At 61.8% G+C, this 13,184-nt stretch carries 15 protein-coding genes; 7 read left to right on the forward strand and 8 right to left on the reverse strand.

Annotation, left to right across the window (positions count from 1 at the left end; translation table 11 throughout):
* Position 1: 1 nt before the first annotated feature.
* Together msrA and H145_RS0102835 are read right to left on the reverse strand one after the other, a co-directional pair.
* Entirely contained in the window at positions 2–541 is a 540-nt protein-coding gene (msrA, locus tag H145_RS0102830; protein ID WP_019946624.1) for a peptide-methionine (S)-S-oxide reductase MsrA, read from the reverse strand.
* A 189-nt stretch (positions 542–730) separates the two neighbouring features.
* On the reverse strand, positions 731–1,618 hold the full coding sequence (locus H145_RS0102835) for a 3-hydroxyacyl-CoA dehydrogenase family protein (protein ID WP_019946625.1): 888 nt from the start codon (positions 1,616–1,618) through the stop codon (positions 731–733).
* A 342-nt stretch (positions 1,619–1,960) separates the two neighbouring features.
* Between H145_RS0102835 and H145_RS23900 the strand changes: the two genes are divergently transcribed.
* On the forward strand, positions 1,961–2,119 hold the full coding sequence (locus H145_RS23900; RefSeq protein ID WP_019946626.1) for a lmo0937 family membrane protein: 159 nt from the start codon (positions 1,961–1,963) through the stop codon (positions 2,117–2,119).
* Between the two features lie 123 nt (positions 2,120–2,242).
* On the opposite strand, the gene H145_RS22440 is transcribed toward H145_RS23900, so the two are convergent.
* Both H145_RS22440 and H145_RS0102850 read right to left on the reverse strand, forming a co-directional pair.
* Positions 2,243–3,046, reverse strand: coding sequence for a hypothetical protein (locus tag H145_RS22440; RefSeq protein ID WP_019946627.1), 804 nt, complete (start codon positions 3,044–3,046; stop codon positions 2,243–2,245).
* 125 nt (positions 3,047–3,171) lie between these two features.
* Entirely contained in the window at positions 3,172–4,794 is a 1,623-nt protein-coding gene (locus H145_RS0102850) for an ABC-F family ATP-binding cassette domain-containing protein (protein ID WP_019946628.1), read from the reverse strand.
* 282 nt (positions 4,795–5,076) lie between these two features.
* Between H145_RS0102850 and H145_RS22445 the strand changes: the two genes are divergently transcribed.
* The gene (locus tag H145_RS22445) at positions 5,077–5,550 is read left to right on the forward strand and encodes a DUF4199 domain-containing protein (RefSeq protein ID WP_019946629.1); all 474 of its coding nucleotides are present in this window, start codon (positions 5,077–5,079) and stop codon (positions 5,548–5,550) included.
* A 357-nt stretch (positions 5,551–5,907) separates the two neighbouring features.
* Positions 5,908–6,306, forward strand: coding sequence for a hypothetical protein (locus tag H145_RS0102860; RefSeq protein ID WP_019946630.1), 399 nt, complete (start codon positions 5,908–5,910; stop codon positions 6,304–6,306).
* A 189-nt stretch (positions 6,307–6,495) separates the two neighbouring features.
* On the opposite strand, the gene H145_RS0102865 is transcribed toward H145_RS0102860, so the two are convergent.
* Positions 6,496–6,906, reverse strand: coding sequence for a hypothetical protein (locus tag H145_RS0102865; protein WP_157541053.1), 411 nt, complete (start codon positions 6,904–6,906; stop codon positions 6,496–6,498).
* Positions 6,907–7,035: 129 nt separating this feature from the next.
* On the opposite strand from H145_RS0102865, the gene H145_RS0102870 reads away from it, so the two are divergent.
* Positions 7,036–7,887 carry a murein L,D-transpeptidase catalytic domain family protein gene (locus H145_RS0102870; RefSeq protein WP_019946632.1) on the forward strand — a complete coding sequence of 284 codons (852 nt, stop codon included), beginning with the start codon at positions 7,036–7,038 and terminating at the stop codon, positions 7,885–7,887.
* A gap of 95 nt (positions 7,888–7,982) precedes the next feature.
* Here H145_RS0102870 and H145_RS0102875 read toward each other — a convergent pair whose 3' ends face one another.
* Positions 7,983–8,177: a hypothetical protein gene (locus H145_RS0102875; RefSeq protein WP_019946633.1), complete on the reverse strand. Its 195-nt coding sequence runs from the start codon at positions 8,175–8,177 to the stop codon at positions 7,983–7,985.
* A gap of 177 nt (positions 8,178–8,354) precedes the next feature.
* Between H145_RS0102875 and H145_RS0102880 the strand changes: the two genes are divergently transcribed.
* Entirely contained in the window at positions 8,355–9,164 is an 810-nt protein-coding gene (locus H145_RS0102880; protein WP_019946634.1) for a M48 family metallopeptidase, read from the forward strand.
* 118 nt (positions 9,165–9,282) lie between these two features.
* Positions 9,283–10,215 (forward strand): diacylglycerol/lipid kinase family protein, encoded by a 933-nt coding sequence (locus H145_RS0102885; protein WP_157541056.1) that lies wholly within the window; start codon positions 9,283–9,285, stop codon positions 10,213–10,215.
* Here the strand turns inward: H145_RS0102885 and H145_RS0102890 are convergent.
* Together H145_RS0102890 and H145_RS0102895 are read right to left on the reverse strand one after the other, a co-directional pair.
* On the reverse strand, positions 10,190–11,416 hold the full coding sequence (locus H145_RS0102890; RefSeq protein WP_019946636.1) for a metallophosphoesterase: 1,227 nt from the start codon (positions 11,414–11,416) through the stop codon (positions 10,190–10,192). The two genes, H145_RS0102885 and H145_RS0102890, sit on opposite strands and share 26 nt — an antisense overlap.
* A gap of 94 nt (positions 11,417–11,510) precedes the next feature.
* Positions 11,511–12,143, reverse strand: a complete 633-nt coding sequence (locus tag H145_RS0102895; protein ID WP_019946637.1) for an LON peptidase substrate-binding domain-containing protein — start codon at positions 12,141–12,143, stop codon at positions 11,511–11,513.
* Positions 12,144–12,337: 194 nt separating this feature from the next.
* Here H145_RS0102895 and mtgA point away from each other — a divergent pair, with 194 nt between their 5' ends.
* The gene (gene mtgA / locus H145_RS0102905) at positions 12,338–13,084 is read left to right on the forward strand and encodes a monofunctional biosynthetic peptidoglycan transglycosylase (RefSeq protein ID WP_019946638.1); all 747 of its coding nucleotides are present in this window, start codon (positions 12,338–12,340) and stop codon (positions 13,082–13,084) included.
* The last annotated feature ends 100 nt before the right edge of the window (positions 13,085–13,184 follow it).

Here is a 13,184-nt window from a genome sequence, read left to right on the forward strand (position 1 = left end):
TTTACGCCGCCTCACTTTTCAGCTTGTCGCCGAACACCGATTTCACTTTGTCTACTTTGCTCTTCACCACGAACTGGCAGTAGGGCTGCGTGCGGTTCTGGTTGTAGTAGTTCTGGTGGTAGGCCTCGGCGGGGTAGAACTCCGGCAGGGGCAGAATTTCGGTGGTGATGGGGCCGTCGAAGGCGTTGGCGTCAGTCAGCTTCTGCTTGTAGGCTTCGGCCAGGCGCTGCTGCTCCTCCGAGTTGGTGTAAATGCCCGAGCGGTACTGCGTGCCCGCGTCGTTGCCTTGGCGGTTGAGGGTGGTGGGGTCGTGGGTTTTCCAGAACACCTCCAGCAGGTCCTCGTAGCTGATAACGGCCGGGTCGAAGGTGACCTGAATCACCTCGTTGTGGCCCGTCAGGCCGCTGCAGACTTCCTTATAGGTGGGGTTGGCAATGCGCCCGCCGGTGTAGCCCGACACGACTTTCTCCACGCCCTTCAGGTTCTGAAAAACGGCCTCGGTGCACCAGAAGCAGCCGCCGCCAAATGTAGCTTGTTCCATAAATCGTTGATTTTCGCTGATTAATCGTGATGACGCTGATTTTGTTCAGCGCTGCAACTATAACGCACAAGGGCTGGCGGCTGTTCATAAACCTGAACGAATGCTGGCCAGGCAGCCTTATACGGCAACCTGCCACGCGCCATCCGAAACAGCGTCATCACGGTTAATCAGTGAAAATTAACGAGTAAATCAGCGCTTGAAACGGTCGGCCAGTACCAGCTCTTTGGTGCCGTGGGTCCAGGAGTAGAAGCCTTCGCCCGATTTCACGCCCAGGCGGCCGGCCGTTACCATGTTCACCAGCAGCGGGCAGGGGGCGTATTTGGGGTTGCCCAGGCCCTCGTGCAGTACCCGCATAATGGCCAGGCACACATCGAGGCCGATAAAGTCGGCCAGCTGCAGCGGGCCCATGAGGTGGGCCATGCCCAGCTTCATCACCGTGTCGATTTCCTCGACGCCGGCCACGCCCTCGTGCAGCGTGATGATGGCCTCGTTAATCATGGGCATCAGAATGCGGTTGGCCACGAAGCCGGGGTAGTCGTTGACCTCGGTGGGCGTTTTGCCCAGTTGCCGTGACATATCCATCACTTTGGCCGTCACCTCATCGGAAGTCGCGTAGCCGCGAATCACCTCCACCAGCTTCATCACCGGCACCGGGTTCATGAAGTGCATGCCAATAACCTGCGTTTGGCGCTTGGTAACGGCGGCAATGCGGGTGATGGAAATCGAGGAGGTGTTGGTAGCCAGAATAGCCTGCTCGGGCGCGTACTGGTCGATTTCGCGGAAGATGTTGAGCTTGAGCTCGACGTTTTCGGTGGCGGCCTCCACCACCAAATCGGCCTGCAGCACGCCCTCGGAAAGGCTGGTGTAGGTTTTGATGCGGCCCAGCGTGGCCGTTTTGTCCTCGTCCGAGAGGCTGCCTTTGCTTACCTGCCGGTCGAGGTTTTTGCCGATGGTGGCCAGCCCTTTGTCGAGGGCCGGCTGGTTGATATCAATGAGGGCCACGGCGAATCCGTGCTGGGCAAAAACGTGGGCAATGCCATTGCCCATCGTGCCCGAGCCAATAACGGCAACGTTCATAAAGGTGGAAAAAAGGGGGTGGGAAGAAACGAAGGCCCGCCAAAAAAGGGGAGAAGCGGGCCTAAGCAAAGCTACGCCGAAAACCGGCGGCTGCCCAATTGGTTCGTCCGGCAGCCCGCCAGGGGCCGGCTTTTTTTGGCAAGCCAAAAAGGGCCTTTGCAGTCAATCAGGACAGGTTTGGACTGTGCTAATGAAAAATAGGTGAAGCTGAATAAAACCTTTTGGGCGAAGGTGCGCGTACAAACCCGCAGAATGGCTTCCGGCCCTGCAAATCATCTACTGCTCCTCGGAAACGCTGTTTTTTCTCTCTCCCCTTTTTTCCCACTCTCTTCCTTTTCAATCATGGGTAATCTGTTGTACATCATCGCCGTCATTCTGGTCATCATCTGGGCTATCAGCTTCTTCGGCGGCTTCTTCACCGGCAGCATCATTCACGTACTGCTCGTAATTGCCATCATCGTAATCCTGCTCCGCGTCATTCGGGGCGGCAGCGCGGTCTAACTACCGCAGCCTGCCGGCCGGTTGGAAATACCGGCATCTGAAAAACCAAAAAATCCCCGTCCGAGCAATCGGACGGGGATTTTTTGTGTGCGCCGATGGGGCGTTTCAGCGCCTAAGCCGCGCTTATTTCAAATCGTACATAAAGCTGAAACGAATCACCGGCTGGCCATAGATGTCGTCGAAGCCATCGTTGAAGTTGTAGAGCACCACAATATCGGCGGCAAACCGCTCGCCGAAACGGTTGCGGTAGCCCACGCCGGCCAGCGGGGTGCGCACATCATGCTTGTAGGTGTACACGATGCCGTTATTGTAGTCAATACCCAGCGTTTCGGCCTTAGTGTATTCGTACTCGGCGTGCAGAAAGAACTCCTTGTACACAATAAACTGCGCGAAGCCCTTAAAGCCCAGGCTGTTGGTCTTGATGGTTGGTCCGCCCCGGCCAAAGGAGTAGCTGTTGTAGGCGTACGAAATGCCCGGACCGGCCGCAAACCGCTCGGTGAAGCGGTAGCCGATGGCGGGCGCTACGCTGGCGCTGAACTGGTTGTAGCCGTCGTAGCCGCTAAAGCCCAGCCCGAAATTGGTGTACAGGAAATACTTGCGCAGCGGCGGCGGGGGCGGAGCCACGCCCGGGCGGTTAGGCAAATCCATGCCCGAGGGACGGTTGGGGTCGTAGGCCGGGGCGCGCGAAGCCGGCACGTTGGGGTCGGGCTGGTACACGGGCGGGGCGGTAGCGGGGGCAGGCTGCTGCGGCTCAGTGCGGGGCGTAGGCGGCGGCCGGCGGGCGGGGGCCGAGCCGGGCGGGGCCGTATTCAGCTGCGGCTTTACGGTGCGGGTCGTATCGGCGGGCGTGGTTTGGGCTTGGGCAGCGGCCGGGGCCAGCGCGAGGCCGGTTCCGCCCAGCAGCAGCGAAAACAGGAGTCGTTTCATTGGTAGATATAGATAGGGGAGTGGGTATTCTGCAACGGGCAAAAAGGGGAAATGGTGCGTCACTGCTCTGCAATAACGCACCATTTCCCCTTTCCCGTATTCAATACCGAGAGTTGCCGCTAAAGCTACGAAACCAGCTGGTACATGCGGCGGCGCTGCTCGCGGATATTCTCGTCGGCCAGGTACTCCTCGTAGGTCATGCGGCGGTCGATAATGCCGTCGGGCGTGAGCTCGATGATGCGGTTGGCTACCGTTTCAATCACCTGCAAGTCGTGCGAAGCAAACAGCAGCGTGCCGTTGAACTCCTGCAGCGAGTTGTTGAGGGCCGTGATGCTTTCCAGGTCGAGGTGATTGGTGGGGTCGTCGAGCGTGAGCACGTTGCCGCCTTCCATCATCATCTTGCTCAGCATGCAGCGCACCTTCTCGCCGCCGCTCAGCACGTTGCTTTTCTTGAGCGACTCCTCGCCCGAAAACAGCATCCGGCCCAGGAAACCCCGGATAAACGACTCGTCCTTCTCGGTGCTGTACTGGCGCAGCCAGTCCACCAGGTTCAAATCTGTATCAAAGAACTCGGTGTTTTCCTTGGGGAAGTAGCTGGGCGTGATGGTGGTGCCCCACTTAAAGGTGCCGGTAGCGGGCTTCACCTGCTCGAACAGAATGTCGAACAGCAGGGAAGGGGCCCGGTCGTCGCGGCTAACGAGGGCCACCTTGTCGCCCTTGTCGAGCATGAACGACACGTTGCGGAAGATGGTCTGGCCATCCACCTTGGCGCTCAGGTTTTCCACCGTCAGCAGCTGGTTGCCGGCCTCGCGCTCGGGCTTGAAGGCAATGTAGGGGTACTTGCGCGAGCTGGGCTTGATTTCTTCGAGCGTGAGCTTCTGCAGCAGCTTCTGGCGCGAGGTGGCCTGCTTGCTTTTGGAAGCGTTGGCCGAGAAGCGCCGCACGAACTCCTCCAGCTCCTTGCGCTTGTCCTCGGTTTTCTTGTTCACATCCTGGCGCTGGCGCAAAGCCAGCTGGCTGCTTTCGTACCAGAACGAGTAGTTGCCGGGGTACATGGTAATCTTCGAGAAGTCGAGGTCGGCCATATAGTTGCACACCGCGTCGAGGAAGTGGCGGTCGTGGCTGACCACAATCACGGTGTTCTGGAACGAGTCGAGGAAGTTTTCGAGCCAGAGCACGGTTTCGGCGTCGAGGCCGTTGGTGGGTTCGTCGAGCAGCAGCACGTCGGGGTTGCCAAACAGCGCCTGGGCCAGCAACACCCGCACTTTGTCGGACGTGCCCAAATCGCCCATCAGCGTCTGGTGCTTGTCTTCCGAGATGCCGAGGCCCGAAAGCAGCTCGGCCGCCTCGTACTCGGCATTCCAGCCTTCGAGGTCGGCAAACTCGCCTTCCAACTCGGCGGCCCGCTCGCCGTCGGCGTCCGAGAAATCGGCCTTGGCGTAGAGCGCATCCTTCTCTTCCATCACCTTCCACAGGCGCGTATGGCCCATAATCACGGTCTGGAGCACCGGAAAGGCGTCGGCCGCGAACTGGTCCTGCTTAAGCACCGACAGGCGCGAGCCCTTGGGCATATCTACCGAGCCGGTGTTGGCCTCGATTTCGCCGGCCAGAATCTTCAGAAACGTGGATTTACCGGCGCCGTTGGCCCCGATGAGGCCATACACGTTGCCGGGCATAAACTTGATGGTAACGTCTTCAAACAAAACGCGCTTGCCATAGCGCAGGCTTACGTTGGAGGTGCTGATCATAGAAAGGGGTAAGCAAGAAAGAATGCAACGGGCCATCCGCCGCGCCAGGCGCCGCGTAGCCGGCCGCAAAAGTACGGAAATTGCCTTCGTCGGTGAATTATCGGAACCCGTAATGGGGCTAAGGGGCAGAAAAGGGCGGCAAACCACAACCACTAGACCATCAGGATGGTATAATATGGAGCGCCGCCCGGCCGCCATAAGCCAACATCCCGTCTGGTGTTACTGGTTCCGGCTGCGGGCCACCGTTCTGCTCCCTCACCCACAACCCCACCCGTTACTCTTATGGCTGAATCTAAAGTTACTCCCGAAAACAACGGCGTCCGCTACGGCCTCTATACCTCGGTTGGCATGATGATTTACTTCGTTATAGCCTCGTTTTTCAACCTGTCTGACCGGATTGAGTTCAGCTTTTTGAACGGCGCCATTCTGGCCGTTGGCGTGTGCGTGGCCATTGTGCACTATAAGCGTAGCTGCCAAGGCCGCATGCCCTACTTAGGAGGCTTCGGCACGGGTATCGTCACAGCTCTGGTGGCCTCCATCGCGTTTGGGCTGTTCTTCATTCTCTACGCCGGCGTCCTCAACCCCGGTATCATGAGCGGTCTGCAGGCCCGCGACCTGTTCGGCTACGACCTGTCGGTAACCATTGCTTTCCTGGCCATTATTCTGCAGGGGGCTATGTGGGGCATGATTATCTCGCTCGTGGCTATGCAGTACTACAAAAGCCCCGACCATAAGCCCATGGGACAGGAAGATTAATCGGCTGGTTAAACAGCCTGTCAATCATTCCGCAGTATGATTATATATGGCCTTCCGGAAGTGCAATACGGCTGTAGCTTTCGCATCATTCAAGTGAAATGACTTTATGTCAGTTGTTTATGAAAGACAAAAGGATGATGGCAGAATTCCACCTGTTAACTTAATATAATTATTTAATGTTTCATGTAAATGTATTATTTTTATATATAATTATGTAGATTTTATATCAGAGCTTTTCAATGTGGCTTTTTATGTATATTATTGCATGATATAAATGCTTGGTGGAATTATTTGAAGAGCCGGGTGGTTTACCGCCAACCTACTCCCAATAGTCCGCCAACCCAGCACCTACTTATCATGAAAGTCTTTCTTCTCACCCTCATTTTCCTGGGTAGCCTCAGTTCGATGGCACTAGCCCAGAAGAAGGAACACTTCGCCGAACGGCCCGAGGGCCGCGACCTGACGGCTGTGCAGGCGGAGGCGCTGACCCGGCAGATGACTGCCCAGCTTCAGCTCAACGAAGCGCAGGTGGCCCGCGTGCACCGCATCAACTACATCAAAACCTCGCAGGCCGACGAAATTCAGTGGCAGTACCACGAGAACCCGTCGCTTATGCAGCAGGCGCTTTCCGAGCTCCAGTCGCACTACGACGCCGAATGCGGCCGGATCCTCACGCCCTCGCAGCTCAGCCTGATGCGCGAGCAGCAACCCGCCACCCCGGCCCCGCAACCCGACACGCAGGGCGGACTGGGCTAACAACTCTTTCATTCCACATCCAACCCAAAACGACTCCGGCCCCTCCCGAATTTATTCAGGAGGGGCCGGAGTCGTTTTGGGCGCAGCCGGCAGTTCGCAGCATTACCGCACCTAGCGGCTGACAAGCATTTTCCGGTTGGCCAGCGCCGCATGCGGAGGCACAACAGACGGCTACCTAAGTTAATAATCCTACTTACCTGTTTGGGGCAGCACGGGCAGAATGACTTCCGTAACGGTGCCGGTAGCGCCGCTGCGGAGCATGACGCGGTAGGCGGCCGAACGCGGGTGGTTGGGGGCGCACTGGATGCCGGGCACCACGTAGTAGATGTACACCTTGTCGCTCTGCTCGCCCAGTTCCTCCTCGTCGGGGTGGCCCATCAGCTTGGTTATATCGTTGATTCGGGCACCGAATAGGTCGGCGCGCTGCTTTTCGAGCACCGGCACGAGCTGGGCGCGCTGGCCCAGGCAGCCGTAGCGGTCGGCGCGCCAGGCGGCGGCGTCGAAGCCGGGCAGGCTGGGCAGCGCGTGGCCGCAGCTGGTAAGAGCCAGCAGCGCCGCGGGTAGCAACAGCCGGGAAAGAGGCAAAGAAGGAAGTTTCATGAGGGGAAATGAGACCCGCAGCGGGCAGCAGATTTGCAGAAAAAATGCTAGTTTTGGTCTGGCCCTAACCGAGGGCCGTTGCAAGTTACCCCCAAATTCGCTGCTTCCCGCACCGCTCACCGCAGGCCCATGCTGAAGTTCCCGACGCTGACCGCCGGATTCCTCCTGACTCTTTTTAGCGGCTTCACGCCCGCTGCCCACGTTGCCGCCGACGCGCCCAAAGCCGCGGCTTCCAAGGCGCCCGTTACCTCCGACAGCCACCGGCTGCCGGCTCTTGCCACTGCGCTGAGCCCGGCCGAGCGCAGCAGCTACCTGGCTGCCTTCGAGCAGCACGTGGCCCGCACCTACATCCGGGCCGGGCTGACGGCGGCCGCGCTGCCGCTGCCCGTATACCGGCAGGCGCTGCTGGGGTTCTACAACCTGCAGCAGCAGGGCCGTATAAAGGCCGGCTGCCACACGCTGAGCATCGCCGATTTCAGCCAGTCGAGCAACCGCGAGCGGCTGTGGGTGGTGGATGTGGCCGCGGGCCGGCTGCTGCACCACACGCTGGTGGCCCACGGCAAAAACACGGGCGAGGAGTATGCCCGCAACTTTTCCAACGTGGAGGGCTCCGAGAAAAGCAGCCTGGGTTTCTACGTCACCGGCCCCACGTACCAGGGCAAGCACGGCCTGTCGCTGCGGCTGCAGGGCGTTGATGCGGGCTACAACACCAACGCCGCCAGCCGCGCCATCGTGGTGCACGGCGCCGACTACGTGAGCCAGGCATTTGTGAGCCGGCACGGGCGGCTGGGGCGTAGCCAGGGCTGCCCGGCGCTGCCGGCGGCCGAGTCGGCGGCCATCATCCGCACCATCAAAGGCGGCACCGTGCTCTACATTCATGGGCCGGCGGAGGTCGGCTACCGCTCGGCGCTGCTGGAGCTGGATGCCGCGCTGCTGGCTTTTGCCCGGGAACTGCAGAGCCAAGGCGCGCAGGCGGGCTAGCTGCTGAACTACGCTCAAGGCTCCTGAACTCACCAAAAAGCCCGCTGCCGGTATGTACCGGCAGCGGGCTTTTTGGTGAGTTCAGGGGGGAGGGCTTAAGCCCGGTCGCTGGTTGTGCGCACCAGGTTGATGCCGGCCATGAAGAAGATCAGGCCCACAATGAAGGGCACGAGTGAGTTCATCTTGCTCAGGCCCAGGCCCCCGATCTGCAGGAAGGCCAGCGCGGCCCAGATAATGCCGATGATGCCCAGAATGGTGAGGATGCTGCCGAAAGTGCGTTTCTGATTCATAATCAAGGGGAAAAGAGGTGGGGAGGAGAAAACCGCAACGGGAGAGAGGTTGGTGTTTGGGCCTGATACGTGACAGATGGATTATTGGGTTTCGGGGCCGGGCGCAACCCTTACCGCGGGGCCGCGTTACGCAACGCTAAAGACCTCCCTTTCTTCCATTCCTTTTCCTTCCCTGCTATGCGTGGCAACTTCCGATACCTGCTGGCCCTGCTGATGGCCGCTTTTGCGTTCATTCCTTATTACTGTAACACCCAGAAAAACGAGGTGACCGGCGAGGTGCAGCACGTCAATATGTCGGCCGAGCAGGAAATTGCACTCGGCCTGCAGGCGGCCCCCGAAATGGCGGCCCAGTACGGCGGCCTGCACCCCGATCAGCAGGCCCAGGCAGCCGTGCAGCGCATCGGCCAGCAGATTGTGCAGAGCACCAAGGCCCGCCAGACGCCCTACCAGTTTCAGTTTCATCTGCTGGCCGATGAGAACACCATCAACGCCTTCGCCCTGCCCGGCGGCCAGATTTTCATTACGGCCGGCCTGCTGAAAAACCTGACCACTGAGGGCCAGGTGGCCGGCGTGCTGGCCCACGAAATCGGCCACGTGGTAGCCCGGCACTCGGCCGAGCAGGTGGCCAAATCCAACCTCACCAACGGCCTGACCGGCGCCGCCGCCATCGGCCTCTACGACCCCGAACGGCCCGGCACGGCCGCCAGCGCCGCCGCCGCCGCCATGGTAGGCAAGCTGCTGACCATGCGCTACGGCCGCCAGGACGAGCTGGAAGCCGACAAGCTGGCCGTGGATTTCGTGCCTTCGGCCGGCTACGACCCGCGCTCCATGATTCAGGTGATGGAGATTCTGGACCGCGAAAACCACGGCAGCAACCCGCCCGAGTTCCTGAGCACTCACCCCAACCCCGGCAACCGCATCCAGGAAATCGAGCGTGATATTGCCGCTGATTTCCCGCAGGGCCTGCCGGCCGGCCTTAAGCCCTAACGGCCGCAGCGCCTCAAATTCTTTCGCGTTTGACGCGCATAGCCGGCCATTGGTCGGCTATGTTCGTTTAACGCCTGACTGGCCCGGCACCCCGCGGGCGGGTTTGAGCGGCTACGCTATGAAAGAGAATTCTTCTGCCCAGTTGCAGCGGCTGTTGTTCGTGCTCAACCCCATCTCGGGCGACATCGATAAAACCCAGCTCCGGGCGACCATCGAGGCCTATTGCGCCGAGCGGGGCCGGCAGGCCGACTTCTACCAGACCACCGGCGAGGACGACCTGGCCCGGTTACGTAAGTTGCTGGCCGTGGATCCGCCGCCCGATGCCGCGTTTGCCGCCGGCGGCGACGGCACGGTGAGTCTGGTGGCCGAGGCGCTGGCCGGCAGCTTGGTTCCGCTGGGCGTGCTGCCCCTGGGCTCGGGCAACGGCCTGGCCAAAGACCTGGGCATTCCGTTGCAGCTCGAAGCGGCCCTGGCCCTGACCTGGCAGCACGCCGTCCGCCAGCTCGACACGTTGCGGGTGGGCGGGCGCTTCGTGGTGCATCTGGCTGATCTGGGCTTCAATGCCTGCGTAGTGAAGCGCTTCAACGAAGGCAACGTGCGCGGGCCGGGCGCCTACGTGCGCATTGCTACCCAGGAGTACGCCGGCTACAAGCCCGCCACCTACCGCATCGAAACCGAGCACGGCAGTTGGGAGGGGCCGGCTTTCATGCTGACCATTGCCAACGCCAACACCTTCGGCAGCAACGTCGTCATCAACCCCAACCGCGAGCTGGACGACGGCCAGTTCGAAATCTGCCTGATTGAGCCCTTCCCGGGCCTGGCCGCGCCCGGTCTGCTCTACCGCCTATATTCCAGCACCTTCGACGATTCGGACTACACCCGTCGCCTCAGCTGCCGCCGCGCCCGCATTGCGGTAGCCGGGGCCACCGAGGTGCTGGTGCAGCTGGATGGCGAGCCGTACACGCTGCCCTGCCCGGTCGAAATCAGTCTGGAGCCGCGCAGCCTGCGGGTGCTGGTGCCGCCCGCTACGGCCGCACAGGAGCAGCCGTAGCCGCTGCCGATGCTTCGGCTGCCGGGGCCCCGGCGGCCGGTGCGCCATTGAGCCGGAGCCGGAACACCTCGGGCGCGCCGCTGGGCGGTTCGTAGGTGCGCAGCCACGTTTCGTGGGGGCCGTAGAAATCGAGGCCGAAAAAGCCCTGGTGCTCGTGCACGAAGGTGGCCCGGCCGCCGGCCTGCACGAAGGCCGTTTTGCTGCCCGCGCCGCTTACAAGGTAGTGGCCGCCGTCGCGCTGGAAATACTGCAGGTTGTGGTCGTGGCCGGCGGCGTAGATGACGCCGGGAAAATCGCGCAGCACCCGCAGCAGGCGGCGGCGCATTTTGCGGTAGCGGGGGTGGGCCATGTCTTCGGCCGCGCCCACGGTTTTGCGGTACAGCGGCAGCAACGAGCCGATAAAAGGCAGCGGCAGGTAAGCGCGCTTGCTCACCGTGGTCAGCGGAAATACGTGCTGCTTGGCCGTGAATTTGCCCCCATGCAGGGCGTTGGAGTACAGCGGGTGATGGCCGGCCACGAGCACCTGCTGGTGGCGGTTGGCCTCCAGCAGCGCCCGCAGCTCGCGGAAAGGCTGGCGCGAGTCGGCGGCCGGGCGGGCGCCCTGCTGCACCCACCACTGGGTGTTGAGCACCAGCAGCAGCAGGCCCTCGGCCAGCTGCAGGGTTACCGGGCCGGGGGCGCCGTCGGTTGGCAGGTAGTGGGCCGTGGGCAGGTGTTCGTGCGCATAGGCTTCCTGGCGGCGCAGGTATTCCCAGCCGTCGGGGCGGCCTTTGTTCCAGTCGTGGTTGCCGCTGAGCAGCACCACGCGGCCCGCAAATCGGCCCAGCGCGGCCAGCAGCGCATTAAAGCGGGCCTCGGCGGCGGCCCGGCCGGGATGCTCGGGGGCGGGCAGGCCCACGGGGTAAATGTTGTCGCCGAGCAGGATGATGGTGCCGGCCGCGCCCGTTTCCTGCTCCCACTGTTCCAGCAGCTGCAGTACCGGGTCGGAGCCGTCGGTGGCCACGGCGCCGGGGTCGCCGAGCAGGGCCACGCGGTGGCGCGGCGGGTGGCCGGGCTGGGGGCGCGTGGCCCAGTTGGCCGCGGCGGGCGCCACGTAGGTCCGGCGGCGGTAGGCCCGCTCGCGCAGGTAGCGCCGCCCCAGCCACAGCGCCAGCAGCCCGGCCAGCAGCAGTACGGCGTAAAAAAGGTAGGCGCTGGTCATATCAAAACTACTAATTGGAGCCGGAGCAAACCTGGCAGGCCGTAAACGGGCACTAGGTCATTTACGCATCCTGCTTTCAACTACGCATCAGCAGTTAAAACGAAGGCGGGGTGAGGTTTTTAAAGTGGCCGTTGAGGCGCACGCGCTCCTTGAGGCGTTCGGTTTCCTGCAGCACGGGCAGAATCCGTTCGAGGTGGCGCAGGGCCAGCACCTGGCGCTCGGCCTCGGTGTCAGCCTCCAGCAGCTCGTACTCCTGCTCGGTGCTCATGCCCAGCTGGTGGGCCACGTCGTAGATGCGGAAGCTGCTTGGCAAATCCAGAAACAGGCGCCGCAGGCCCAGAATGCCGTAAAGCTGCTCAATCAGTTCGGCGGTTCGGCCGTGCAGGGCGGGGTCGGCCTCGGCGTCGTCGGGCAGGTCGCGGACGGTGGCACCGGCGTAGAGCTTGCCGGGCAGCTCGCGCTGGAACTCGTCGATTTCAAACACGCCAACGGCTTTGGTGCGGATGTCGAGCTCGCCCGAGGGGTAGTTTTTCTCTACATCCACGAGCCGCACTTCGGTGCCGCGCCGGCTAACGCCTCCGTTTATATAAGGCGGAATGCCAAACGTGATGCCCTCCAGCAGGCAGTCGCGCACCAGTTGGCGGTAGCGGGGCTCGAAGATGTGCAGGTTGAGCTTTTCGCCGGGAAAAACCACCAGATTGAGCGGAAACAGAGCAAGTTGGCGCATAAGCAAAAGGGAAAGCAGGGCGAGGAAGCTACGGGGCCTGGGCCGTAATAACAACGGCCGAGCCCAAATCTTCCCGGAGCGGAGGCTGCTTTTTTGGCGGCCGGGTGGGGGCGCAGCGTGGGCTTCCCCGCCGCAGCCGCTATTTTTGCCCGCACTTCCAGCCGGAAGTCGGGCCTTTTCAAGCTGCTGCGCGCGTGACAGATTTCAAACACATTGCCCGTCAGGCGGGCCGGATTTTTCTGCAGGTGCTGGCCGTGGCCTTCCTGACTTCGGTGGCCTGGGTGCTGCTCTACCGCTGGGTGAGCCCGCCCGCCACCTGGCTTATGCTCGACCGCCGGGCCCACGCCCCGGTGGGCAAGGGCTACCACGGTATCCGCGAAGAAAACCGCCGCATTCAGTACCGCTTCAAAAGCCTCGAAGACGTGTCGGAGCAGTTGCCGCTGGCGCTGGTGGCGGCCGAGGACCAGCGGTTTCTGCTGCACCACGGCTTCGACGGCGACGCGCTGCTGAAGGCGGCCAAATCGAACATGAGCGGCGGCAAGCAGCTGCGCGGCGGCAGCACCATCACGCAGCAGGTGGCCAAAAACGTGTTTCTGTGGCAGGGCCGCAGCTACGTGCGCAAGGCCGCCGAGGCCTACTTCACGCTGCTCATCGAACTGCTCTGGGACAAGCGCCGCATTATGGAAATGTATCTGAACGTGGCCGAAATGGGCGACTGTATTTTTGGGGCCGAAGCCGCCTCGCAGGCCTATTTTGGCAAGGCCGCCGCCAAGCTCAGCCCCGCCGAGGCGGCCCTGCTGGCCGGCGTGCTGCCCAACCCACTGCGCTTTCGGGCCAGCAACCCGGGCCCCGTGGCCCGCTCCAAGCAGCGCCGGGTGCTGCGCCGGATGCGGCAGTTGCGCGGCACCGAGTACGTGCGGGAGCTGATGGCGAAGGAGTAAGCTGCTTGTCATCCTGAGCCCAGCGAAGGACCTGTATAGAAGGCACTGAAGCTTTTTAGAAAGTCAGGTTTGATAACGAGTTTGTCATCCTGAGCGGAGC

The sequence above is a fragment of the Hymenobacter aerophilus DSM 13606 genome (assembly GCF_000382225.1).
Taxonomy (GTDB): domain Bacteria; phylum Bacteroidota; class Bacteroidia; order Cytophagales; family Hymenobacteraceae; genus Hymenobacter; species Hymenobacter aerophilus.